Source organism: Pseudomonas sp. TWP3-1 (assembly GCF_049896625.1).
In the GTDB taxonomy this organism is placed as follows: Bacteria; Pseudomonadota; Gammaproteobacteria; order Pseudomonadales; family Pseudomonadaceae; genus Aquipseudomonas.
In genome coordinates this window covers 69,417-93,418 of the sequence record NZ_JAFCUQ010000021.1, presented here as the reverse complement: position 1 = coordinate 93,418, position 24,002 = coordinate 69,417, and the positions used below count along the sequence as shown (strand labels likewise).

The following is a 24,002-nucleotide window of genomic DNA, read 5'->3' as shown; positions in this document are numbered from 1 at the left end:
GAACCGTCTGATGGCCGGCAAAACGCTCTACGACAAGCTCTGGGATTCGCATTTGGTCAAGCAGCGCGACGATGGCTCGGCGCTGATCTACATCGATCGTCACATCATCCACGAAGTGACCTCGCCGCAAGCCTTTGAAGGCCTGCGTCTGGCCGGGCGCAAGCCGTGGCGCATCGATGCCAACATCGCGACCCCGGACCACAACGTACCGACCACCCCGGAGCGCAAGGGCGGCATCGAAGCCATTGCCGACCAGGTCTCGCGTTTGCAGGTTCAGACCCTCGACGACAACTGCGATGAATACGGCATCGTCGAATTCAAGATGAACGACGTGCGCCAGGGCATCGTCCACGTGATCAGCCCGGAGCAGGGCGCGACCTTGCCGGGCATGACCGTGGTCTGCGGCGACTCGCACACCTCGACCCACGGCGCGTTCGGCGCGTTGGCGCATGGCATCGGCACTTCCGAGGTCGAGCACGTGCTCGCCACTCAGTGCCTGGTCGCGAAAAAAATGAAGAACATGCTGGTTTCCGTCGAAGGCCAATTGCCGTTCGGCGTGACCGCCAAGGACATCGTCCTCGCGGTGATCGGCAAGATCGGCACCGCTGGCGGTAACGGCCATGCCATCGAATTCGCCGGCAGCGCGATCCGCGATTTGTCGGTTGAAGGACGCATGACCATCTGCAATATGTCTATCGAAGCTGGCGCCCGCGTGGGGCTGGTGGCCGCGGATCAGAAGACTGTCGATTACGTGAAGGGCCGTCCGTTTGCACCGAAAGGCGCCGAGTGGGATCTGGCCGTCGAGTCGTGGAAAGATCTGGTTTCCGATGCTGACGCCAAGTTCGACACCATCGTCGAACTCGACGCTACGCAGATCAAGCCGCAAGTTAGCTGGGGCACCTCGCCGGAAATGGTTTTGGCCGTTGATCAGAACGTGCCGGACCCGGCCAAAGAGATGGATCTGGTCAAACGCGACTCGATCGTCCGCGCCCTGAAATACATGGGTTTGACCGCCAATCAGGCGATCACCGACATTCAGCTCGACCGCGTATTTATCGGCTCCTGCACCAACTCGCGCATCGAAGACTTGCGCGCAGCAGCGGTGATCGCCAAGGGCCGCAAAGTCGCTTCGACCATCAAGCAGGCCATCGTCGTGCCAGGCTCGGGTCTGGTGAAGGCGCAGGCTGAATCCGAAGGGCTGGACAAGATTTTCCTTGAGGCCGGTTTCGAATGGCGTGAGCCGGGTTGCTCGATGTGTCTGGCGATGAACCCGGATCGTTTGGAGTCCGGCGAGCATTGCGCCTCGACCTCCAACCGTAACTTCGAAGGCCGTCAGGGCGCCGGTGGCCGTACCCACCTCGTCAGCCCGGCCATGGCCGCTGCGGCGGCGGTGAACGGTCGTTTCATCGACGTTCGTGAATTGATTTAAGGAGCGCAGCATGAAAGCTTTTACCCAGCACACTGGACTTGTTGCCCCTCTGGATCGTGCCAACGTCGACACGGACCAAATCATCCCGAAACAATTTTTGAAATCGATTAAACGCACCGGTTTCGGCCCCAACCTGTTCGACGAGTGGCGTTATCTGGATGTCGGGCAACCGTATCAGGACAACTCCAAGCGCCCGCTGAACAAGGAGTTCGTGCTCAACGCCGAGCGTTATCAAGGCGCCAGCGTGTTGCTGGCCCGCGAGAACTTTGGTTGCGGCTCCAGCCGTGAGCACGCGCCGTGGGCGCTGGAAGAGTACGGTTTCCGCAGCATCATCGCGCCGAGCTATGCCGACATCTTCTTCAACAACAGCTTCAAGAACGGCTTGCTGCCGATCATTTTGAGCGACGCTGAAGTCGATGAATTGTTTAAGCAGGTTGAGGCCGAGCCGGGCTATCAATTGCAGGTCGATTTGCAGACGCAAACCGTGACCCGTCCTGATGGCAAGGTCTACAGCTTCGAGATCGACGCGTTCCGCAAGCATTGCCTGCTCAATGGCCTGGACGATATCGGCCTGACCTTGCAGGACCACGAAGCGATTGCAACGTTTGAAAGCAAGCATCGGGCGAGCCAGCCGTGGTTGTTTCGCGACGCTTGAGATTGATGTCGTCAGAGCGGGCCCCATCGCTGGCAAGCCAGCTTCCACAGGTTTTGTGAACGCTGCAAATCACTGTGGGAGCTGGCTTGCCAGCGATGAGGCCCGAACAGGCACCAAAAAATCAAAGGAAAATCCCAATGACCAGCACCGCCCACACTCAGGTTGTCCAGAAGCAATTCGGTGAACAGGCTGCCGCCTACCTGAGCAGCGCCGTTCACGCTCAAGGCACAGAGTTTGCGCTGCTACAGGCCGAACTGGCCGGGCAGGGCGAGGCCCGGGTGCTGGACTTGGGTTGCGGCGCCGGTCATGTGAGTTTTCATGTGGCATCGCTGGTGAAAGAAGTGGTGGCCTACGACCTGTCGCAGCAAATGCTCGATGTGGTCGCCGCTGCCGCTGTTGATCGCGGTTTTAGCAACGTGTCCACGGTCAACGGTGCCGCTGAGCGTCTGCCATTCGCCGATGGCGAATTCGACTTCGTCTTCAGCCGTTATTCGGCGCACCATTGGAGCGACTTGGGCCTGGCCCTGCGCGAAGTGCGCCGGGTGCTGAAGCCGGGCGGTGTGGCGGCGTTCATCGATGTGTTGTCGCCGGGTAGCCCGCTGTTCGACACCTACCTGCAAAGCGTCGAAGTGCTGCGCGACACCAGCCATGTGCGCGATTATTCCGCCGGTGAGTGGTTGCGCCAAGTCAGCGAGGCCGGTTTGCATACGCGCAGCACCACGCGGCAGCGGTTGCGGCTGGAATACACCAGTTGGGTCGAGCGCATGCGCACACCGGAAGTGATGCGTGCCGCGATCCGCGAATTGCAGCAGTCGATGGGCAACGAAGTACGCGAATATTTTGAGATTGAGGCCGATGGTTCGTTCAGTACAGATGTGCTGGTGCTGTGGGCCGAACGCTAAACAGTATTTTTCCGGGCGCGCCGCTTGATGGCGCACCGACTGAAGACATGAGGAAAGCATGAGCAAGCAGATTCTGATTCTCCCAGGTGACGGTATTGGCCCGGAAATCATGGCCGAGGCGGTCAAGGTGCTGGAGCTAGCGAACGACAAGTACAGCCTGGGCTTCGAATTGAGCCACGACGTGATCGGCGGCGCGGCCATCGACAAGCATGGCGTGCCACTGGCCGACGAAACCCTCGACCGTGCGCGCGCTGCCGATGCCGTGCTGTTGGGTGCGGTGGGCGGTCCGAAATGGGACACCATCGAGCGTGACATCCGCCCTGAGCGCGGCCTGCTGAAAATCCGTGCGCAACTCGGTCTGTTCGGCAACCTGCGTCCGGCGATCCTCTATCCGCAACTGGCCGAAGCATCCAGCCTGAAGCCGGAAATCGTTGCCGGTCTGGACATTCTGATCGTGCGTGAGTTGACCGGTGGCATCTACTTCGGCGCACCGCGCGGCACGCGTACGCTGGAGAACGGTGAGCGTCAGGCTTACGACACGCTGCCGTACAGCGAAAGCGAAATCCGCCGCATCGCCCGCGTCGGTTTCGACATGGCCCGCGTGCGTGGCAAGAAACTGTGCTCGGTAGACAAGGCCAACGTGCTCGCTTCCAGCCAACTGTGGCGCGAAGTGGTCGAGCAAGTGGCCAAGGACTACCCGGATGTCGAACTGAGCCACATGTATGTCGACAACGCCGCGATGCAACTGGTGCGCGCGCCGAAGCAGTTCGATGTGATCGTCACCGACAACCTGTTCGGCGACATCCTCTCCGACGAAGCGTCGATGCTTACCGGCTCGATCGGCATGCTGCCGTCGGCCTCGCTGGATGCCAACAACAAGGGCATGTACGAGCCTTGCCACGGTTCCGCGCCAGATATCGCCGGCAAGGGCATTGCCAACCCGTTGGCGACGATTTTGTCGGTGTCGATGATGCTGCGTTACAGCTTCAATCTGCACGCGGCGGCCGACGCCATCGAGAAAGCCGTGAGCGTGGTGCTCGATCAAGGGCTGCGTACTGGCGACATCTATTCGCCCGGTTGTACAAAAGTCGGTACGCAGGAAATGGGCGACGCTGTAGTCGCCGCGCTGCGGAATCTGTAATCTCTCGGGCCCGCTGCGCAATTCAATACAAAGCAGCGGCCCACTTTTCAAGAAGGTGTAGTTGCGATGAAACGTGTAGGTCTGATCGGTTGGCGCGGTATGGTCGGTTCCGTGCTCATGCAGCGGATGCTGGAAGAGCAGGATTTCGATCTTATCGAGCCGGTGTTTTTCACCACTTCCAATGTCGGTGGCCAAGGCCCGTCCGTGGGCAAGGACATTGCTCCGCTCAAGGACGCTTACAGCATTGAAGAGCTGAAGACCCTCGATGTGATCCTGACCTGCCAGGGCGGCGACTACACCAGCGAAGTCTTCCCGAAACTGCGTGAAGCAGGCTGGCAGGGTTACTGGATCGACGCGGCTTCGAGCCTGCGCATGAATGACGATGCGGTCATCATCCTTGATCCGGTCAACCGCAAGGTGATCGACCAGCAACTCGATGCAGGCACCAAAAACTACATCGGCGGCAACTGCACCGTCAGTCTGATGCTGATGGGCCTGGGCGGTCTGTTCGAAGCCGGTCTGGTCGAGTGGATGAGCGCCATGACCTATCAGGCAGCCTCTGGTGGCGGCGCGCAGCACATGCGCGAACTGATCAAGCAAATGGGCGTGACCCACGGCGCTGTTGCCGAGCAACTGGCGGATCCGGCCAGCGCGATCCTCGACATCGACCGTCGTGTGGCTGAAGCCATGCGCAGCGAAGCCTACCCGACCGAACACTTCGGCGTACCGTTGGCTGGCAGCCTGATCCCGTGGATCGACAAGGAACTGCCGAACGGCCAGAGCCGTGAAGAGTGGAAGGCGCAGGCCGAGACCAACAAGATCCTCGGCCGCTTCAAGAGCCCGATCCCGGTTGATGGCATCTGCGTGCGCATCGGTGCCATGCGTTGCCACAGCCAGGCGCTGACCATCAAGCTGAACAAAGACGTGCCGATTGCTGATATCGAGGGGCTGATCAGCCAGCACAACCCGTGGGTCAAGCTGGTGCCGAACCAGCGCGAAATCAGCATGCAGGAGCTGAGCCCGACCAAGGTCACCGGCACTCTGAATGTTCCGGTTGGCCGTCTGCGCAAGCTGAACATGGGCACCCAGTATCTGGGCGCCTTCACCGTCGGCGACCAACTGCTGTGGGGCGCGGCCGAACCGCTGCGTCGCATGCTGCGGATTCTGCTTGAACGTTGATCGCTTGAAGCTGTGAAACAACCCGCGCCCGGAAACAGGCGCGGGTTTTTTTGTTTGGGGTTCTCGGTTGTCTGGTTTGGCCTCATCGCTGGCAAGCCAGCTCCCACAGTGATCGGTGGTGGGCACAAATCTGATGTACACCTTCGAAACCTGTGGGAGCTGGCTTGCCAGCGATGAGGCCAGAACAACCAATACAAAACCCCGGCAGAAATTGCCTGCGTAGCGGTCACCCGGTAAAGTGCCGCTCCCCCCGTTTCGCCAGAGGTAGCACCATGAGCCAGACCATTGATATTGCCGTGATCGGCGCCACCGGTACTGTCGGCGAAACCCTCGTACAGATTCTCGAAGAACGCAAATTCCCGATCGGCACGCTGCACCTGTTGGCCAGCAGCGAATCGGCGGGCAGTTCGGTGCCGTATCGCGGCAAGAACGTGCGCGTGCGTGAGGTCGACGAGTTCGATTTCGCCAAGGTCAAGCTTGTCTTCTTCGCAGCCGGCCCGGCCGTCACCCTGAGCTATGCCGCCCGTGCGCACGCTGCCGGTTGCTCGTTGATCGACCTGTCCGGCGCCTTGCCGGCCGATCAGGCGCCGCAAGTGGTACCCGAAGCCAATGCCCAAGTGATAGCCAGTCTGAAAGCGCCGTTCCAGGTCAGCAGCCCGAGCCCGTCGGCTACCACACTGGCCGTGGTGCTGGCGCCGCTGCTAGATCTGATCGATCTGCAATACGTGCATGTCACCGCTAATCTGGCCGTTTCCGCACAAGGTCGCGAAGCCGTTTCCGAACTGGCCCGCCAGACTGCCGAGCTGCTCAATCTGCGTCCGCTGGAGCCGACATTCTTCGACCGGCAGATGGCGTTCAACCTGTTGGCGCAGGTCGGTACGCCGGATGCACAGGGCCATACGCTGCTGGAAAAACGCTTGGTGCGCGAGCTGCGTCAGGTGCTGGCACAGCCTTTATTAAAGATTTCCGCAACTTGTGTTCAAGCCCCGGTGTTTTTTGGCGATAGCTTTAGCGTGACCTTGCAGTCAGCGAGCGCGGTCGACCTGCAAAAGGTCAACGCTGCGCTCGAAGATGCGCCGGGTATCGAGCTGGTCGAGGCCGGTGATTACCCGACGGCGGTCGGTGACGCGGTAGGGCAGGACGTGGTCTATGTCGGGCGGGTGCGTGGCGGGGTCGACGAGCCGGCGGAACTTAATCTGTGGCTGACGTCAGATAACGTGCGTAAAGGCGCGGCACTCAATGCTGTGCAGGTCGCCGAATTGTTGATAAAAGACCTGCTGTAAAAGATACTTGGCAACAATTTGTCGACTGATTCTAGCCGGGCGCTATGCTTGGCCGGAGCACTTGATAACGTTTCACCCTCCGGGACTTTCCGGGGCATCAAAGAAATGATCGCGCGCGACATGCTGTCGTCGTCGCGCGCAATGCCTTACGGCAGCGGCAATCAATATCTTCTCGCTGGCCGAGGAACGTTCAAACAAAGGATGAGGCTATGGTTCAAGTTCGCAAACTGGTGTTAGCAATAGCGGCCGCCTCGGCGCTGTCCTCCGGTATGGCGCATGCCCTCGGGCTCGGGGAGCTGACCCTGAAGTCGACCCTGAACCAGCCGCTGCTGGCGGAAATCGAGCTGCTCGATGTCAAGGATCTCACCGCTGCCGAAGTGGTGCCGAGCCTGGCCTCGCCGGAAGATTTCGCCAAGGCCGGCGTCGATCGCCAGGCCTTCCTCAACGACCTGACCTTTACCCCGGTGCTCAACGCCAGCGGCAAAAGCGTGCTGCGTATAACCTCGAGCAAGCCGCTGTCGGAACCGATGGTCAAATTCCTCGTGCAGGTGATGTGGCCCAACGGCCGTCTGCTGCGTGACTACAGCGTGCTGCTGGATCCGTCGAAGTTCTCGCCGCAGACCGCTGACGCCGCTGCTCAGCCTGCGCCGGCTTCGACCATCACCGCACCGAGCACCGGCGCGACCCATCCGAACCAATACACCACCACGCCGCGCGATACCCTGTGGGAAATCGCGGCGAAGGCGCGTACCGGCGGTTCGGTGCAGCAGACCATGCTCGCAATCCAGGCCTTGAACCCGGATGCGTTCATTGGCGGCAACATCAACCGCTTGAAAACCGGTCAGGTGCTGCGTCTGCCGGACGCCGTACAAAGTGCTGCGTTGCCGCAATCGGCTGCCATCGCTGAAGTCGCGGCGCAGAACGAAGCCTGGCGTCAGGGCCGGCGTTATGTGGCCAAGCCTGGCACCGGTCAGCAACAGCTGGATGCCACCAACCGTGGTCGCGCCAATACGGGCGCGGCACAAAACGCCAAGGACAATCTCAGTCTGGTCTCCGCCGAAAACGCCAAGGGTCGCGGCAAAGGCCCGGCCGGTGATGCCAAGGCGCTGAGCAACAAACTCGCGGTCACTCAGGAAAGCCTCGACACGACCCGTCGTGACAACGAGGAACTGAAAAGCCGCATGTCCGATCTGCAGAGTCAGCTAGACAAGCTGCAACGTCTGATCGAACTGAAGAACAATCAACTGGCGAAGATGCAGGCTGAAGGGGCGGGCGCTGCGCCGGCCGTGAATCCTGCTGTTCCAGCGATCACTGCCGAGCTGGCTGCCACACCGCCAGCCACGCCAGCAGAGGCCGCAGCGGCAGCGCCTACGCCAGAGTCGGCTATTGCGCCGCCGGTTGAAACACCAGTCGAGCCGGTGGTTGGGCCGGTCGTCGAAACGACCCCTGTCGCTGACGACGAGAAAACCTTCAACGAACTGCTGACCAATCCGATCCTGCTGGGTCTGGTCGGTGGTGGCGCTGTGGTGTTGTTGCTTCTGCTGTTGCTGCTGGCGCGTCGCCGCAAGGCTCAGCAAGAAGCCGACAAACATCTGCGCATGGCGCGTGCGCTGGAGGAACAGTCGTTCTCCGCCGATGACGATCTGCCGCAAAGCAGCTTCGAAGGTCTGGAAACGCCAGCCGCCAGCGTCACGCTCGCACCAGCGCCAGTCACTCCGGCACCTGCTGTGGTAGTCGCGCCAATCGTGATGGCTGAGCCGATCTCAGCGCCACTGGTCGCGCCGTCGGGCGAACGTTCCGATGACGTGCTCGACAAAGCCCAGTCGCACCTTGATGCCGGTCGCTTGAATCAGGCTGCCGCGTTGCTGGAGGAGGGCATCAGCCTGGAACCGCAGCGCAGTGATCTGCGTTTGAAACTGATGGAAGTCTACGGCCGTCAGGGCGACCGCGATGCGTTCGTGGTGCAGGAGCGTCAACTGGTTGCCAACGGCGATAACTTCGCCAAAGTCGAAGAGTTGAAAACCCGCTTCCCGGCCATGGCTGTGGTGGCTGCAAGCGGTCTGGCGGCTGCCGCCATCGCCGCCGAGCTGGACGCGGAATACGTCAAGGAATTGCTGCTGGATGAAGACGAAGCGCCGGTTGCTCCGGTGGCTGCGCCTGCTGACGATCTGGACAGCACATTCGACTTGAGCCTGGATGATCTGGACAACATCACGCCAATCGAGCCAGTTGCTGCTGTCGAGCCTGAAGCACCGGTGGAGCTGGACGAATTCCCGTCCGACGATGACCTGAGCTTCGAGTCGGTGCTGCAACAGCAGACCGAGATCAAGGAAAACCTCGACGACCTGTCGGACTTTGACCTCGATCTGGACCTCGGTGCCGATCCTGCGCCGGCACCGGTAGAGCTGGCGGACGATGATTTCCTGTTGGATCTGGACGAAGGCGTGAAGGATCTGCCGCCAGTTGAAGCGCCGGTCGCGGCAGAAATGCCGGATGACCTGGAGCTGCCGGCCGATTTCGATCTGTCGTTGGCTGACGAGATGGATGCAGCCCCAGCCGAGCCGGACGCGTTCGAAAGCGAACTGAACGACGTCAATGCCGAGCTGGATAGTCTGTCGGGCAGCATTAACGAGCCGACGTTCACCGAAGCCGATGCGGCGCTGGGTGATGAGCTGGGTGAAGATGATTTCGACTTCCTCGCCGGTACCGACGAAGCCGCGACCAAACTCGATCTGGCTCAGGCCTACATCGACATGGGCGACAACGACGGCGCGCGCGACATCCTCACGGAAGTGTTGACCGAGGGTAACGAGAAGCAGCGCGGCGAAGCGAAAGAAATGCTTTCGAGCTTGTAAGTCAGGTTCAGCGGCAGAAAAAGCGGCAGCCATTGAGGCTGCCGTTTTTGTTTGTGCTGGAATGGGTGTTGTCTGGGCTATTGTCATCGCTGGCAAGCCAGCTCCCACAGTTTCCGCGGCGCACACAAAACCTGTGGGAGCTGGCTTGCCAGCGATGGGGCCCGATCAGGCGACAGAGAACTCTCTGGCATCCACGAACCACAGCCTTATAATGCCCGCCTTTGCAAAAACAGCAGGCTGTCCCATCTTGGCAAACATCGATACCCCGGCCGCCGAAATGGCACCCGAAGGCTTTTTTCGCGTCGCACTCGGCGTTGAGTACAAAGGCTCGCGCTACAGCGGCTGGCAGCGCCAGTCGACCGGTGTGACCACGGTGCAGGAAACCCTCGAAAAAGCCCTGTCGAAGGTCGCCAATGCGCCGATCTCGCTGCAGTGCGCCGGACGTACCGACGCGGGCGTGCACGCCTGCGGTCAAGTGGTGCATTTCGACACCACAGTCGACCGCTCGCTGAAAGCCTGGGTCATGGGCGCCAACATCAATCTGCCCCACGACGTCAGTGTCAGCTGGGCCCGAGTCATGCCCGCGCATTTTCATGCGCGGTTCAAGGCGATTGCGCGACGCTATCGCTACGTGATCTACAACGATCAGATCCGCCCGGCGCACCTCAACGAAGAAATCACCTGGAATCATCGTCCGCTGGACGTAGAGCGCATGGCCGAAGCCGCGCAATATCTGGTCGGCACCCATGATTTCAGCGCGTTCCGGGCCGGTCAGTGCCAGGCCAAGTCGCCGATCAAGAAGATGCATCACTTGCGCGTGACCCGTCACGGCAAAATGATCGTGCTCGACATCCGTGCCAACGCCTTCCTGCACCATATGGTGCGCAACATTGCCGGCGTGCTGATGACCATTGGTGCGGGCGAGCGTCCGGTGGAGTGGATGAAGGAAGTGCTGGAAAGCCGCGAACGGCGTTCCGGCGGGGTCACGGCGCATCCGTACGGTCTGTATCTGGTGCAGGTCGAGTATCACGACGAGTTCCCGTTGCCTGAGCGTTTCATCGGGCCACATTTCCTTACGGGTTTCTCGGAACTTGACGGCTGACGCCCTCGAACGCATTTGTTACCATCCGGGACTTTCTCGGATTTGCCTTGGGGTTTTTATCGACATGTCAGCCGTTCGCAGCAAGATTTGCGGGATTACCCGCATAGAAGATGCGTTGGCCGCCGTCGAAGCCGGGGCCGATGCCATCGGTTTTGTGTTCTACGCTAAAAGTCCGCGCGCCGTGACCGTGCAGCAGGCAAGGGCGATCATTCAGGCGCTGCCACCGTTCGTGACCACGGTCGGCCTGTTCGTCAACGCCAGCCGCTGCGAGTTGGGGGAAATCCTCGATGCCGTGCCGCTGGATCTGTTGCAGTTCCATGGTGATGAAACCGCTGCCGAGTGCGAAGGCTGGCATCGTCCCTATATCAAAGCTTTACGGGTCAAGGCCGGCGATGACATTGCCGCCGCCTGCGATGCTTACCCGAGTGCCAGCGGCGTGTTGCTCGACACTTACGTCGAAGGCGTGCCCGGCGGAACCGGCGAAGCCTTCGACTGGTCACTGATTCCGCAAGTGCTGAGCAAACCATTGATTCTGGCCGGTGGACTGACGCCGGATAACGTCGCTGACGCAGTCGCCCAGGTCCGGCCGTACGCCGTGGACGTGAGCGGCGGAGTAGAGGCGAGCAAGGGCATCAAGGATCACGCGAAGATTCAGGCTTTTATCAACGCAGTACGCAAAACGACGATGTGACGGCTGGCAGACTGCCGCCGTCCACAGCTTGGTAGAAAACAGGCTGAGGATTTTTTGGGTCGTACGCAGGTCAGTTTTGCTGACCCGGCCATCCATCAATCATCGCCACCCATGAATTTAGCTGAAGGGCATACGCGGGGCCGCGAACCAGAGCGTTCGGGCCGCCGGTACTGGAGATAGAAAGCATGAGCAACTGGTTGGTAGACAAACTGATCCCTTCGATCATGCGTTCCGAGGTCAAGAAGAGCTCGGTGCCTGAAGGTCTGTGGCACAAATGCCCGTCTTGCGAGGCTGTGCTGTACCGTCCGGAACTGGAAAAGACCCTGGACGTTTGCCCCAAGTGCAACCACCACATGCGCATCGGCGCACGTGCGCGCATCGACATCTTCCTTGATGCCGAAGGCCGCGCCGAACTGGGTGCAGACCTGGAGCCGGTTGACCGTCTGAAATTTCGCGACGGCAAAAAGTACAAGGATCGCCTGACCGCTGCGCAGAAGCAGACCGGCGAAAAAGACGCGCTGATCTCCATGAGCGGCACCCTGTTGGGCATGCCGGTTGTGGTTTCGGCGTTTGAATTCAGCTTCATGGGCGGTTCGATGGGCGCAATCGTCGGCGAGCGTTTCGTGCGCGCTGCCAACTACGCGCTGGAAAACCGTTGCCCGATGATCTGCTTCGCCGCTTCCGGTGGCGCGCGGATGCAGGAGGCTCTGATCTCGCTGATGCAGATGGCCAAGACCTCGGCGGTACTGGCGCGTCTGCGTGAAGAAGGCATTCCGTTCATCTCCGTACTGACCGACCCGGTCTACGGCGGCGTTTCCGCCAGTCTGGCGATGCTCGGCGACGTGATTGTCGGCGAGCCGAAAGCCCTGATCGGCTTTGCCGGTCCGCGCGTGATCGAGCAGACCGTGCGTGAAAAACTGCCGGAAGGCTTCCAGCGCAGTGAGTTCCTGCTGGAGCACGGAGCGATCGACATGATCGTGCACCGTCAGGAACTGCGTCCGCGTCTGGGTAACCTGCTGGCACAAATGATGGGCCTGCCGACGCCGAAATTCGTCGCCGCGCCAATCGAGCCGATCGTTGTTCCGCCGGTGCCTGCCAACGTATGACCGCGCGCACCCTTGGCGAGTGGCTCGCCTACCTCGAGCAGTTGCATCCGTCGGCCATCGACATGGGCCTGGAGCGTTCGCAACAGGTAGCGTCCCGCATGGGGCTGGGCCAGCCGGCGCCTCGGGTGATAACGGTCACCGGCACCAACGGCAAGGGTTCGACCTGTGCTTTCGTGGCTTCCTTGCTGCGGGCGCAGGGCCTGCTTGTTGGTGTCTATAATTCTCCGCACCTGCTGCGTTACAACGAGCGGGTGCAGCTCAATGGCGTCGAAGCCACTGATGCACAGCTGTGTGAAGCCTTTGCCGCGGTCGAGGCCGGGCGTGGCGATACGTCCCTGACTTACTTCGAAATGGGCACCCTTGCGGCGTTCTGGCTGTTTCAACAGGCCGGGCTCGACGCTGTGGTGCTGGAAGTCGGTCTGGGCGGGCGTCTGGACACGGTCAATGTGGTCGATGCCGATATCGCACTGGTCACCAGCATCGGCGTCGATCATGCCGATTATCTGGGCGACACCCGCGAATCCGTGGCCTTCGAGAAGGCCGGAATTTTCCGTCAGGGCAAACCTGCCCTGTGTGGCGATCTGAACCCGCCGCAGCCATTGCTCGACAAGGCGCGCGAGCTGGCGTGCCCGTTCTTCCTGCGTGGACGCGATTTTGATCTCGGGATCACCGATCAGCATTGGCAGTGGCGCGGCACCGATGCCCAAGGGCAATCGGTCGAACTGCGTGACTTGCCGCTGCTCGATCTGCCGATGGAAAACGCCGCGCTGGCCTTGCAGGCTTATTTACTGCTGGGCTTGCCGTGGCACGCTCAGCAGATTGTTGGCGCATTGCAGGCAACTCGCGTGGTCGGGCGTCTGGATCGTCGCTCGTTCGACTGGAACGGCAAGCGCCTGAATCTGCTGCTGGACGTGGGGCATAACCCGCACGCGGCGGAGTATCTGGCGCGGCGTCTGGCCAGTCGGCCTCCGGTCGGCAAACGTCTGGCGGTGTTCGGTCTGCTGGCGGACAAGGATCTGGATGGTGTTATCGGCGAGTTGAGTGCTAGTGTCGAGCACTGGGCCGTGGCACCGCTGGATTCGCCGCGCGCGCGTCCGGTGGGAGAGTTGCAGGCAGCACTGCAGAACCTTGGTGCGTCGGTGACGTCATACGACAGTGTCGCGGCCGCCCTCGAAGGGCAGTGTGCCGTGGCCAGCAGTGACGACGAGATTCTGTTGTTCGGATCATTTTATTGTGTTGCCGAGGCCCTTGAATGGCTGGCCCGGCGCTCCACGGAGGAAGCGGCAAATGGCTTTGCTGGATAAAGCGTACAAACAGCGCATGGTCGGTGCTCTGGTGCTGGTGGCGCTGGCGGTGATTTTCCTGCCGATGCTGTTTACCCGTCAGGATGAGCAGCGGCAAGTGACCGTCGAGGCGCCGACCGCGCCGCAAGCGCCGGCTGTGGCGCAGATTCAGATGGAGCCGGTGGCGGTGACCGATCCACGCGTCCTGCCGCAAGAGCCCGTGCCAAGCGACGAAGAAGTCGCCGAGCAGACTGCGCCGTCAATGCCGATTGCCCCGGTAACGCAAGCTCCAGCGGCACCCGTTGCGCAGGCCAAACCGGTGGTTCCGGCGCCCGTGACCAAGCCTGCCGCCGCGCCGGCCCAGCCGATTGCCGCTGCGCCAGCCAAACCGGATACCACGCAAAGCCGCGTCGACGCCAACGGCCTGTCGGTAAGCTGGTCGGTGCAACTGGCGAGCCTGTCGAGTCGTGCCAGTGCCGAAGCCCTGCAAAAGAACCTGCGCAGCCAGGGCTACAACGCCTACATTCGCTCTGCCGACGGCAAGAATCGGGTGTTCGTCGGGCCGCTGATCGAGCGCGCCGAAGCCGATCGCCTGCGTGATCTTCTGGGTCGCCAGCAGAACCTCAAGGGTTTTGTCGTACGCTTCCAGCCCGAGCGCGGCTGATATCTATCGATACGATAGGAATGCACTGAAAATCGCAGCTTACCGACAGCCATGCGCTCTGCTAAAATGCGCCGCCTTATCCGTCTGTAGGCTGCACTGTGCCATTTACTTGGGTTGACTGGGCGATCGTTGCAATCATCGCCATCTCCGCTTTGATCAGTTTGAGCCGCGGCTTCGTCAAGGAAGCATTATCGCTGGTGACCTGGATCATCGCAGGAGTCGTCGCCTGGATGTTCGGTGGCGCACTGTCCGAGTACCTCGCCGGATACATCGAAACCCCATCGGCTCGCGTGATCGCGGGCTGTGCCATCATGTTTGTCGCCACACTGATCGTGGGCGCAATGATCAATTATCTTATCGGCGAGTTGGTTCGCGTCACCGGGTTGTCCGGGACCGATCGATTCCTCGGCATGGCCTTCGGCGCTGCGCGTGGCGTGTTGCTGGTGGTCGTGGCGGTCGGGCTGTTGAGCCTGGGGCCGGTACAGCAGGACGGGTGGTGGAAAGAATCACAGCTCGTGCCAAAGTTTCTATTGGTCGCAGACTGGTCCAAAAACCTGATTCTCGGGTGGAGCAGTCAGTGGCTTGCCAGCGGTATCAGCGTACCCGCTGATATTCCGTTCAAGGAGCAACTCATGCCGTCGGCCAAAACGCCGCAGTGAGTGTTGCTCAGTTCAGATCCATTAAGTAGGGGTTGCGTCGCATGTGTGGCATCGTCGGTATCGTCGGTAAGTCGAACGTCAATCAGGCGCTGTATGACGCGCTAACCGTGCTCCAGCACCGCGGCCAGGACGCTGCCGGTATCGTCACAAGCCATGATGGCCGGTTGTTCCTGCGCAAAGACAATGGTCTGGTGCGTGACGTGTTCCAGCAGCGTCACATGCAACGCCTGGTCGGCCACATGGGTATCGGCCACGTCCGCTACCCGACCGCCGGCAGCTCGACCTCGGCTGAAGCTCAGCCGTTCTACGTCAACTCGCCTTACGGCATTACCTTGGCGCACAACGGCAACCTGACCAACGTTGAACAGTTGGCCAAAGAGATTTACGAATCCGACCTGCGTCACGTCAACACCAGTTCCGACTCGGAAGTGTTGCTCAACGTGTTCGCCCACGAGCTGGCCCAGCGCGGCAAGCTGCAACCGACCGAAGAAGACGTGTTTGCCGCCGTGACCGACGTGCACAACCGTTGCGTCGGTGGTTACGCAGTAGTGGCGATGGTCACCGGTTACGGCATCGTCGGTTTCCGCGACCCGCACGGCATCCGTCCAATTGTGTTCGGCCAGCGTCATACCGACGAAGGCGTGGAGTACATGATCGCCTCCGAAAGCGTTTCGCTGGACGTGCTCGGTTTCACCCTGATTCGCGATCTGGCGCCGGGTGAAGCGGTCTACATCACTGAAGACGGCAAGCTGCACACCCGCCAGTGCGCGACCAACCCATCGCTGACCCCGTGCATCTTCGAACACGTCTACCTGGCGCGTCCGGATTCAATCATCGACGGCGTATCTGTTTATAAAGCACGTCTGCGCATGGGCGAAAAGCTTGCCGAGAAGATCCTGCGCGAGCGTCCAGAGCACGACATCGACGTGGTCATCCCGATCCCGGACACCAGCCGCACCGCCGCGCTGGAACTGGCCAACCATCTGGGCGTGAAATTCCGCGAAGGTTTCGTCAAGAACCGTTACATCGGCCGTACCTTCATCATGCCCGGCCAGGCCGCGCGCAAGAAATCGGTACGCCAGAAACTCAATGCCATCGAGCTGGAATTCCGCGGCAAGAACGTGATGCTGGTGGACGACTCGATCGTTCGCGGTACTACTTGCAAGCAGATTATCCAGATGGCCCGTGAAGCTGGCGCGAAGAACGTTTACTTCTGCTCCGCGGCACCGGCCGTGCGCTACCCGAACGTGTACGGCATCGACATGCCGAGCGCGCACGAACTGATCGCGCACAATCGCTCGACTCAGGATGTGGCTGATCTGATCGGCGCTGACTGGCTGATCTATCAGGACCTGCCTGACTTGATCGAAGCCGTCGGTGGCGGCAAGATCAAGATCGAGAACTTCGATTGCGCGGTGTTCGACGGCAAGTACGTCACCGGTGACGTCGACGAGGCTTACCTGAACAAGATCGAGCAGGCGCGCAACGACCTGTCGAAGGTCAAGACCCAGGCGGTCAGTGCGATCATCGATCTGTACAACAACTGAGTTTCTACCGGCCCTGAGGGGCCGGTTTTGTATCCGGCAAAAGACACTTATTTTTTCGCGAACAGGGCAAGGAGAGACAGCATGAGTCAGGAATGGGATGCCGGTCGGCTGGACAGCGACCTCGAAGGCGTAGCGTTCGATACCCTGGCCGTACGTGCCGGTCAGCACCGCACGCCGGAAGGCGAACACGGTGATCCGATGTTCTTCACTTCCAGCTACGTGTTCCGTACTGCTGCCGACGCGGCTGCGCGCTTTGCCGGCGAAGTGCCGGGCAACGTCTACTCGCGTTACACCAACCCGACCGTGCGCGCGTTCGAAGAGCGCATCGCTGCGCTGGAAAGCGCCGAGCAGGCAGTCGCCACCGCCACTGGCATGGCCGCAATCATGGCTGTGGTGATGAGCTTGTGCAGTGCTGGCGATCACGTTCTGGTGTCGCGCAGCGTGTTTGGCTCGACCATCAGCCTGTTCGAGAAGTATTTCAAACGATTCGGCATCGAAGTTGACTACGTGCCGCTGGCCGAACTGCCGGCGTGGGATGCGGCGATCAAGTCCAACACCAAATTGCTGTTTGTCGAATCGCCATCCAACCCGCTGGCGGAGTTGGTGGATATCGCCGCACTCGCCGAAATCGCGCACGCCAAAGGCGCGATGCTGATGGTCGACAACTGCTTCTGCACGCCTGCGTTGCAGCAGCCGCTGAAGATGGGCGCTGACATTGTCGTGCACTCGGCGACCAAGTTCATCGACGGCCAGGGCCGTTGCATGGGCGGTGTGGTGGCCGGTCGCAGCGAGCAGATGAAAGAAGTTGTCGGTTTCCTGCGCACTGCCGGGCCGACCTTGAGTCCGTTCAACGCCTGGATCTTCCTCAAAGGCCTGGAAACCCTCAGCCTGCGCATGAAAGCGCACTGCGCCAACGCGCAAGAGCTGGCCGAGTGGCTGGAGCGGCAGGACGGCATCGAGAAAGTGCACTACGCCGGTCTCAAGAGCCATCCGCAGCACGAACTGGCGCAGCGTCAGCAGAAAGGCTTCGGCGCGGTGGTGAGCTTCGAGGTCAAGGGCGGCAAAGGGGGCGCGTGGCGCTTTATTGATGCGACCCGACTGATTTCGATCACCGCCAACCTTGGCGACAGCAAAACCACCATCACTCACCCGAGCACCACCTCCCACGGTCGTCTGGCGCCGCAAGAGCGTGAAGCGGCGGGCATTCGTGACAGCCTGATTCGCATCGCGGTTGGCCTGGAAGATGTGGCTGATCTGCAAGCAGATCTGGCGCGTGGCTTGGCGGCACTGTGATCGAGTTGTCCACGCCGAAGGCCGGGACTCATGGCCGAGTTGCGCTGGTCACGGGTGCCGCACGCGGTATCGGTCTGGGCATCGCGGCATGGCTGATCAGCGAAGGCTGGCAGGTGGTGCTGACGGATCTGGATCGGGTGCGTGGTTCGAAAGTCAGCAAGGTGCTCGGCGAGAACGCCTGGTTTATCGCCATGGATGTCTCGGACGAGAGTCAGGTTGCTTTATGTGTGGCTGAAGTGTTGGGTCAGTTCGGTCGTCTGGATGCACTGGTGTGCAACGCAGCGATAGCCGATCCGCACAACATCACGCTGGAAAGCCTCGATCTGGCTTACTGGAATCGCGTGCTGGCGGTGAACCTCAGTGGGCCGATGTTGCTGGCCAAGCACTGTGCGCCGTATCTGCGCGCGCACAATGGGGCGATCGTCAATCTGGCCTCGACCCGCGCCGGGCAGTCCGAGCCTGATACCGAGGCCTACGCGGCGAGCAAGGGCGGTTTGCTGGCCCTGACGCACGCCCTAGCGATCAGCCTCGGGCCGGAGATTCGCGTCAACGCGGTCAGTCCGGGCTGGATCGATGCGCGGGATCCGTCTGTGAGGCGTGCCGAGCCGTTGGCTGATGCCGATCATGCGCAGCATCCGGCGGGCAGGGTAGGGACGGTCGAAGACGTCGCGGCGATGGTGGCCTGGCTGCTGTCGAAGAATGCCGGGTTCGTGACGGGGCAGGAATTCGTGGTCGACGGCGGCATGACCAAGAAGATGATTTACTCGGAATGACACGTTTTTGTCTTTTTCAGAAAAACTTCAATCCTGCTATTGACTTAGGTTCGCTACCTGCGTAAATTTCGCGGCCTCGGAGATGCAAACGGGTGATTAGCTCAGCTGGGAGAGCGTCTGCCTTACAAGCAGAATGTCGGCGGTTCGATCCCGTCATCACCCACCACTCCCCGAGAAACTTGCGTAAGCAAGAGCGTAGGCTGAAAGTGCCTGCACCGACGCGCAGCGGTAGTTCAGTCGGTTAGAATACCGGCCTGTCACGCCGGGGGTCGCGGGTTCGAGTCCCGTCCGCTGCGCCATATTTAACGAGTCAGACATTGTCTGGTTCGCGATTGAAAAGCACCGAAGCTTTCAATCAAACGAGTTACTTGAGCGCAAGCTCAAAGCGATACGCAGCGGTAGTTCAGTCGGTTAGAATACCGGCCTGTCACGCCGGGGGTCGCGGGTTCGAGTCCCGTCCGCTGCGCCATATCTGTTTCAAGGACCACTGAACGCCTTGAAACACCGAAAGCAACCGCTGGTTGATTCGGAATCGATAGCAAAGACCCTGGTCGAAAGACCGGGGTTTTTTGTGTCTGAAATTTGACCGTCTCCTGATTATCCTTTTTTTGTTTCTACCGGTTCACTGCGGTGCAATGCCGCATTGATTTTTGATTCTTTAGTCAGATTTTTGTAACTGGTTGTTTGCGGCGAGCGCAGAAACCTTTAAAGTTAACCTTTCGGTCAGCTTTGCACTGTCAACACAGCTCTTTGCTTCGCCAGAAAGAGCTTCTGCAAGACTCGAGATTCCCAGCACATAACCAGAAGGGCGGATGCATAACCGCCCAGAGGATGATCCATGTCCAACCGTGAAATATCCCGGCGCTCGTTCCTGCAGGGCGGGCTGGTAGCGGGTGTGAGCGTCACGCTTACACCGCTTAGCACTCAGGCGCTGGCTGCCTTGATGGAAAACAGCGTGACCGTGCCGTCCGAGCAGTGGCTCGGCAACAACGGCAAGGCGCGCCAGCGTAACGATGCTTTGTCCAAAGTCTGCGGCAGCAAAGTCTTCGCCCGCGACATCCGCTCCAAGGACATGCCCGGCTGGCCGCAGCAGCAAGGCCACGCCATGTTGCTGAAAACCATCAAGGCTGATCGCATCTACGACGGCTACGACCTGTCGTGGCTCGGCGACGACTTGCAGCCTGACCGTATCGTCACTGCGGCCGATCTGGACAAGGACGGCATCGTCTTCCCGGAAGAACACGCGCCCGATCCGCTGTTGCCGCCGGGCAAAGTGCCGATGTTCATCGGGCATCCGGTGGCGATCCTGATCTGGAACGATTTCGAGCGCTTCCGCCAGGCCAAGAACAAACTCAAATTCAACGACAAAGCGATTCGTTACGGTGCGCAAGTGCCGTTTTACGAAGGCGATCCGTACGGCAGCTTCCGCTACGTACGCGTCGGTGGCGCGACTTCGGCTGATGAAGACGAATTCGCCAGCCTCAAGGATTCGATCCTGTTTCCGATGCTGAAGAACCGCCGCCCGGTGTGGAATGCCCAGCCGAACCTGCACGGCAATCTGACCGAGCGTGGTCTGTTCTACGCCGACCGCATGCAGAAACAGATCGACACGCCGCCAGACAATTGGCTGGTGTTCGACGAGCGCTACAAGACGCCATCGATCGAACCGGCCGCGCTGGAGCCGGACAACGGTAATGGTTGGTACGACCCCGCGACCAAGACTCTGCATTTCGTGGTTGCCACTCAGTGCCCACTGGAAGTTGCGACCGAAACCGCGAAGATGATTTCGCCGTCGCGCTTCGGCCTGGCCAACCTGAATATGCACCCGGGCTATACCGTCGGTTACGGCTCCAAAGACCACAATATTTTCGTTTACTACGCAGCCTTGGCGGCGTTGTACGGCGCCGGTGTGCCGATTCGTCTGGCCAACGACCGCTACGAGCAGTTCCAGAGCGGCATCAAGCGCCACCCGTTCGACATTCGCTACCAACTGGCAGTGGACAAGGACGATCACAGCTTCAAGATTTTCCGTTCGGAAATGAGTGTCGACGGCGGTGGCCGGATCAACTACAGCCCTTCAGTAGCGGCGGTTGGCGCTACGGCGGCGCAGTCGATCTACTACATGCCACAGAACGACCTGCAAGTGACGGCCTATCATTCGCGCGCGGTTGAAGCGGGATCGATGCGCGGCTACGGCACTCTCCAAAGCATGGCTGCCACTGAAATGATGATCGACGAAATCGCCGATCGCCTCGGCGTCGATGCCATCGACTTACGGCGCAAAAACGCTCTGCGTTCGGGGATGAAAAATACCCAGGGCGCGATCCCGGCCGGTGCTCTGCGCCTGCACGAGATTCTCGACAAGGCTTCGTTGCACGAAGTCTGGAAGAATCGCGATGTAATCAAAAAGCAGCGTGAAGCGGCCGATCCGGATAACTGGTACGGCGTCGGTTTTGCGATTTGCCAGAAAGACTTCGGCACCGGTTCCGAAGCGCCGATGGCCAGCATCGAATTCACCGCTGACGGTCGCATTTCCCTGCGCCATATCGGCATCGAGATCGGCACCGGCATGTCCACCTCGCAAGCACTGGTTGTCGCGGATTTCCTCGGTAGCCCGGCGCACGAAGTGAAGACCGGCGAAACCGAATGGCAGGAAATGCAGCTGATCACCGGCGGCAATCCTTACACCATGAGTCAGGCCGAGCAGGACAGCTTCCTGCGCAACCCGCGTTGGGTCGGCAAGCTGGCGTCGGCCTCGTCGGCGACCAACTCTGCTTACTACTTCAGCCACGCCACCCGTGAAGCGGCACGCGTATTGTTCAACCACGGCCTGTGGCCGGCGGCGCTGGAGATCTGGCGCCAAGGTCCATTCGGCGGGCAGGCCAACCCTTACGTGGTGCGTCGCGAAGATGCGCATTGGGTCGACGGCAAACTTACTGCCAACGGCATGCAGCCGCTGACGTTCGAAGAGCTGGCCAAGCGCTGCCACGAACGTGGTCTGGTGACCGGCGCGACTGTGCACGGCTTCAACCGCTGGAGTTGGGCCGAGGCCGAATACAGCATCGACGGCGTGCGCGAGCGTTTGCCGCTCGACGGTCTGGCGGTGAAGTACGGCGACGGCGCTCCTAAAGCGAAAAAAGCGCAGATGAGCAGCAATGGTTTCCATCTGCTCGATCGGCAGAACATCGCTTATCCGGCGACTCAACTGAACAACGCGGCGGTGACTTATTACAGTCCGGTCGCAACGCTGGTCGAGTTGAAGGTCAACAAAGGTTCGGCTGAAGTCTCCGTAATTAATCACCACTCGTGGCTGGAATGCGGTCGCGTGTTGGTCGAAGAGCTGGTGCGCGGTCAGCTCGAAGGGGGGATCGCCATGGGTATCGGGCATGCGCTGATGGAAGAGATGCCGCTGTACGAAGGCGGGCCGGGGGAGGGTGACTGGAACTTCAACCGGTATCGCCTGCCGATGGCCCGCCACGTTGCGGTGTGGAAGCAAACGGCGGAAATCCTGCCGCCGCTCTCGCCAAGCGATCCGTCCAAAGGCATCGCCGAAGTGGTGATGATCCCGGTGGTCGGTGCCATCGGTAACGCTGTGGCTCATGCCATCGGCAAACGTGTTCGCGACCTGCCAATCACTGCTACGCGCATCAAGGAGGCCCTCAATGGCTAACCGTCCGCTTCAACTGACCCTCAACGGTCAATCCGTCGGCCCGGTGGAGATCCCTGATGACCTGCCGATGATCGACTACCTGCACGAATACAAGAACCTCACCGGTTCGCGTCTGGGCTGCGGCCAAGGCATCTGCCACGCCTGCGTGGTGATCGTCGATAATCCGGACGGCACCAGCGAAGAAGTGCGCACCTGCATCACCGGCGCACATTACTTCGAAGGCAAGAAGGTTCGTACCATCGAGGGTCACGCGACCCGTGACGAGCAAGGCCAGGTCACCGAGTTGAACCCGATTCAGCAGCGTTTCGTCGACGAGTTCGCCTTCCAGTGCAGCTACTGCGCGCCGGGCTTCGTCAACGCCGCCACCGTGCTGGTGGAAAAACTGCAACGCCAGCCGATTGTCAAAAGTCAGCTGGAACAAGTCATCGAGGACAGCCTCGGCCATCACATCTGCCGTTGCACCGGGTACGTGCGTTATTACAGCGCTACTCGCAACGTGCTGACCGATCTCGGCCTGGTCAAGGAGGGTTGAGCATGAAGCAACTATTAACCCGCCTGACGCTGGCGGTCGGTTTGGCTGCGCCGGTACTTCTCGCGCACGCGGATGATCAGGTCAAACGCGGCGAATATCTCGCCCGCGCCGCCGATTGCATGGCTTGCCACACCGCGCCGGGTGGCGCGCCGTATGCTGGCGGGCTGCCAATCGTCTCGCCATTCGGCACGATCTACGGCACCAACATCACCCCGAGCAAGGAACACGGGATTGGTCAGTACAACGACGACGAGTTCTTCGCCGCGCTGACCGAAGGCAAGCGTCGCGACGGCGCGAATCTGTACCCGGCGATGCCGTACACCTCGTATCACTTGATGCCTCGCGAAGATTCGGATGCGATTCACGCGTATCTGAAAACCGTTGAGCCGATCGAGCGCGCTGCGCCGGTCACCAGCCTGAGTTTCCCGTTCAACGTGCGTCTGGGCCTGATGGGCTGGAACGTGCTCTACGGCAAAGACGTCAAGCTGGAGCCTGCCGAAGGCAAAAGCGAGGCCTGGAAACGCGGCCAGTACATGGTCGACGTGCTAGGGCACTGCGGCGAATGCCACACCCCGCGCGGCTTGCCGGGTGCGATGCAGCAAGACAAGCGCATGACCGGCGGCATTCTCAATGGCTATCTGGCCCCGAGCCTGCTGGCGACTGATCTGGCGGCACGCGGCTGGAATCATCAGGATCTGAGCACGTTCCTCAAGCACGGCATGAGCGCGCAAGGCACGATGTTCAACGAGATGTTCCCGGTGTTCCACAACAGTACTCAAGGGCTGAGTGATCCGGATCTGGCAGCGATGGCGACGTTCCTGCTTGGCGATCAACCGCCAGAGGCCAAGGCGCTGACCGAAGTGCCATTGGACAAGCTCAGCCCGAGCGCTCAGCGTGGCCGTCAGGAATACCTGAACGTCTGCGCCGGTTGTCACGCGGCCGGTGGCGAGGGCAAACCGCACATCGCTGTGGCCATGCGCGGCAACACTACGCTGCGTCTGGAAGATCCACGTAATTTGCTGCGAGTGATCGAGGATGGTATCGGCGAACAGAAATTTTCCGGGTTCGAACACATGCAACCGATGCCGGGTTTTGCCGACAAGCTCAGTCCTGGGCAGCTGACCGATCTGCTCAACTATCTGCGTCAGGGTTGGGGTGGTCAGCCTGCTGAATTGGCGGTGAGCGACGTGCAGAAACTGCAAGTCGACGCCCCGACCGTCGAGCACAAGGCGCACTGA

19 protein-coding genes and 3 tRNA genes are annotated in these 24,002 nt (G+C 60.6%); all 22 read left to right on the top strand.

The annotated features are described in order from the left end of the window. Positions 1-10 precede the first annotated feature (10 nt). The 22 genes from leuC (at position 11) to ACP7BN_RS23785 (ending at position 24,002) form a co-directional block, all read left to right on the top strand. The gene (gene leuC / locus ACP7BN_RS23890; RefSeq protein ID WP_426206352.1) at positions 11-1,429 is read left to right on the top strand and encodes a 3-isopropylmalate dehydratase large subunit; all 1,419 of its coding nucleotides are present in this window, start codon (positions 11-13) and stop codon (positions 1,427-1,429) included. Between the two features lie 10 nt (positions 1,430-1,439). Beyond that, positions 1,440-2,084: a 3-isopropylmalate dehydratase small subunit gene (gene leuD, locus ACP7BN_RS23885; RefSeq protein ID WP_426206351.1), complete on the top strand. Its 645-nt coding sequence runs from the start codon at positions 1,440-1,442 to the stop codon at positions 2,082-2,084. Positions 2,085-2,221: 137 nt separating this feature from the next. Next, positions 2,222-2,986 carry a class I SAM-dependent methyltransferase gene (locus ACP7BN_RS23880; RefSeq protein ID WP_420648702.1) on the top strand — a complete coding sequence of 255 codons (765 nt, stop codon included), beginning with the start codon at positions 2,222-2,224 and terminating at the stop codon, positions 2,984-2,986. 58 nt (positions 2,987-3,044) lie between these two features. Next, positions 3,045-4,127, top strand: coding sequence for a 3-isopropylmalate dehydrogenase (gene leuB, locus ACP7BN_RS23875; RefSeq protein ID WP_426206350.1), 1,083 nt, complete (start codon positions 3,045-3,047; stop codon positions 4,125-4,127). Between the two features lie 66 nt (positions 4,128-4,193). Then, entirely contained in the window at positions 4,194-5,306 is a 1,113-nt protein-coding gene (gene asd / locus ACP7BN_RS23870) for an aspartate-semialdehyde dehydrogenase (protein ID WP_150601435.1), read from the top strand. A 272-nt stretch (positions 5,307-5,578) separates the two neighbouring features. Continuing rightward, positions 5,579-6,589 carry an aspartate-semialdehyde dehydrogenase gene (locus ACP7BN_RS23865; RefSeq protein ID WP_426206349.1) on the top strand — a complete coding sequence of 337 codons (1,011 nt, stop codon included), beginning with the start codon at positions 5,579-5,581 and terminating at the stop codon, positions 6,587-6,589. A 209-nt stretch (positions 6,590-6,798) separates the two neighbouring features. Next, on the top strand, positions 6,799-9,444 hold the full coding sequence (locus ACP7BN_RS23860; RefSeq protein WP_426206348.1) for a FimV/HubP family polar landmark protein: 2,646 nt from the start codon (positions 6,799-6,801) through the stop codon (positions 9,442-9,444). Positions 9,445-9,721: 277 nt separating this feature from the next. Then, positions 9,722-10,546 carry a tRNA pseudouridine(38-40) synthase TruA gene (gene truA / locus ACP7BN_RS23855; protein WP_420648832.1) on the top strand — a complete coding sequence of 275 codons (825 nt, stop codon included), beginning with the start codon at positions 9,722-9,724 and terminating at the stop codon, positions 10,544-10,546. A 64-nt stretch (positions 10,547-10,610) separates the two neighbouring features. Further along, a complete protein-coding gene (locus ACP7BN_RS23850; protein WP_420648697.1) occupies positions 10,611-11,237 on the top strand; it encodes a phosphoribosylanthranilate isomerase in 627 nt (208 codons plus the stop codon). A gap of 185 nt (positions 11,238-11,422) precedes the next feature. After that, positions 11,423-12,343 (top strand): acetyl-CoA carboxylase, carboxyltransferase subunit beta, encoded by a 921-nt coding sequence (gene accD / locus ACP7BN_RS23845; RefSeq protein ID WP_420648696.1) that lies wholly within the window; start codon positions 11,423-11,425, stop codon positions 12,341-12,343. Further along, the gene (folC, locus tag ACP7BN_RS23840; protein ID WP_426206347.1) at positions 12,340-13,647 is read left to right on the top strand and encodes a bifunctional tetrahydrofolate synthase/dihydrofolate synthase; all 1,308 of its coding nucleotides are present in this window, start codon (positions 12,340-12,342) and stop codon (positions 13,645-13,647) included. Before accD ends, folC begins: the two co-directional genes overlap by 4 nt. Beyond that, on the top strand, positions 13,631-14,290 hold the full coding sequence (locus tag ACP7BN_RS23835) for an SPOR domain-containing protein (protein WP_426206346.1): 660 nt from the start codon (positions 13,631-13,633) through the stop codon (positions 14,288-14,290). The genes folC and ACP7BN_RS23835 overlap by 17 nt, the downstream gene beginning before the upstream one ends. Before the next feature lie 98 nt (positions 14,291-14,388). Then, a complete protein-coding gene (locus tag ACP7BN_RS23830; protein WP_420648693.1) occupies positions 14,389-14,949 on the top strand; it encodes a CvpA family protein in 561 nt (186 codons plus the stop codon). Between the two features lie 41 nt (positions 14,950-14,990). Then, positions 14,991-16,496 (top strand): amidophosphoribosyltransferase, encoded by a 1,506-nt coding sequence (gene purF / locus ACP7BN_RS23825; RefSeq protein ID WP_420648692.1) that lies wholly within the window; start codon positions 14,991-14,993, stop codon positions 16,494-16,496. Between the two features lie 81 nt (positions 16,497-16,577). Beyond that, the gene (locus tag ACP7BN_RS23820) at positions 16,578-17,789 is read left to right on the top strand and encodes an O-succinylhomoserine sulfhydrylase (protein WP_426206345.1); all 1,212 of its coding nucleotides are present in this window, start codon (positions 16,578-16,580) and stop codon (positions 17,787-17,789) included. Continuing rightward, positions 17,786-18,562, top strand: coding sequence for an SDR family oxidoreductase (locus tag ACP7BN_RS23815; protein WP_426206344.1), 777 nt, complete (start codon positions 17,786-17,788; stop codon positions 18,560-18,562). Before ACP7BN_RS23820 ends, ACP7BN_RS23815 begins: the two co-directional genes overlap by 4 nt. Positions 18,563-18,652: 90 nt before the next feature. After that, a tRNA-Val gene (locus ACP7BN_RS23810) sits at positions 18,653-18,728 on the top strand. 56 nt (positions 18,729-18,784) lie between these two features. Next, positions 18,785-18,861: transfer RNA gene (locus ACP7BN_RS23805), tRNA-Asp, on the top strand. A 93-nt stretch (positions 18,862-18,954) separates the two neighbouring features. After that, a tRNA-Asp gene (locus ACP7BN_RS23800) sits at positions 18,955-19,031 on the top strand. A gap of 369 nt (positions 19,032-19,400) precedes the next feature. Continuing rightward, positions 19,401-22,232, top strand: coding sequence for a xanthine dehydrogenase family protein molybdopterin-binding subunit (locus ACP7BN_RS23795; RefSeq protein WP_426206343.1), 2,832 nt, complete (start codon positions 19,401-19,403; stop codon positions 22,230-22,232). After that, positions 22,225-22,764: a (2Fe-2S)-binding protein gene (locus ACP7BN_RS23790; RefSeq protein ID WP_420648688.1), complete on the top strand. Its 540-nt coding sequence runs from the start codon at positions 22,225-22,227 to the stop codon at positions 22,762-22,764. The genes ACP7BN_RS23795 and ACP7BN_RS23790 overlap by 8 nt, the downstream gene beginning before the upstream one ends. 2 nt (positions 22,765-22,766) lie before the next feature. Then, on the top strand, positions 22,767-24,002 hold the full coding sequence (locus tag ACP7BN_RS23785; RefSeq protein WP_426206342.1) for a c-type cytochrome: 1,236 nt from the start codon (positions 22,767-22,769) through the stop codon (positions 24,000-24,002).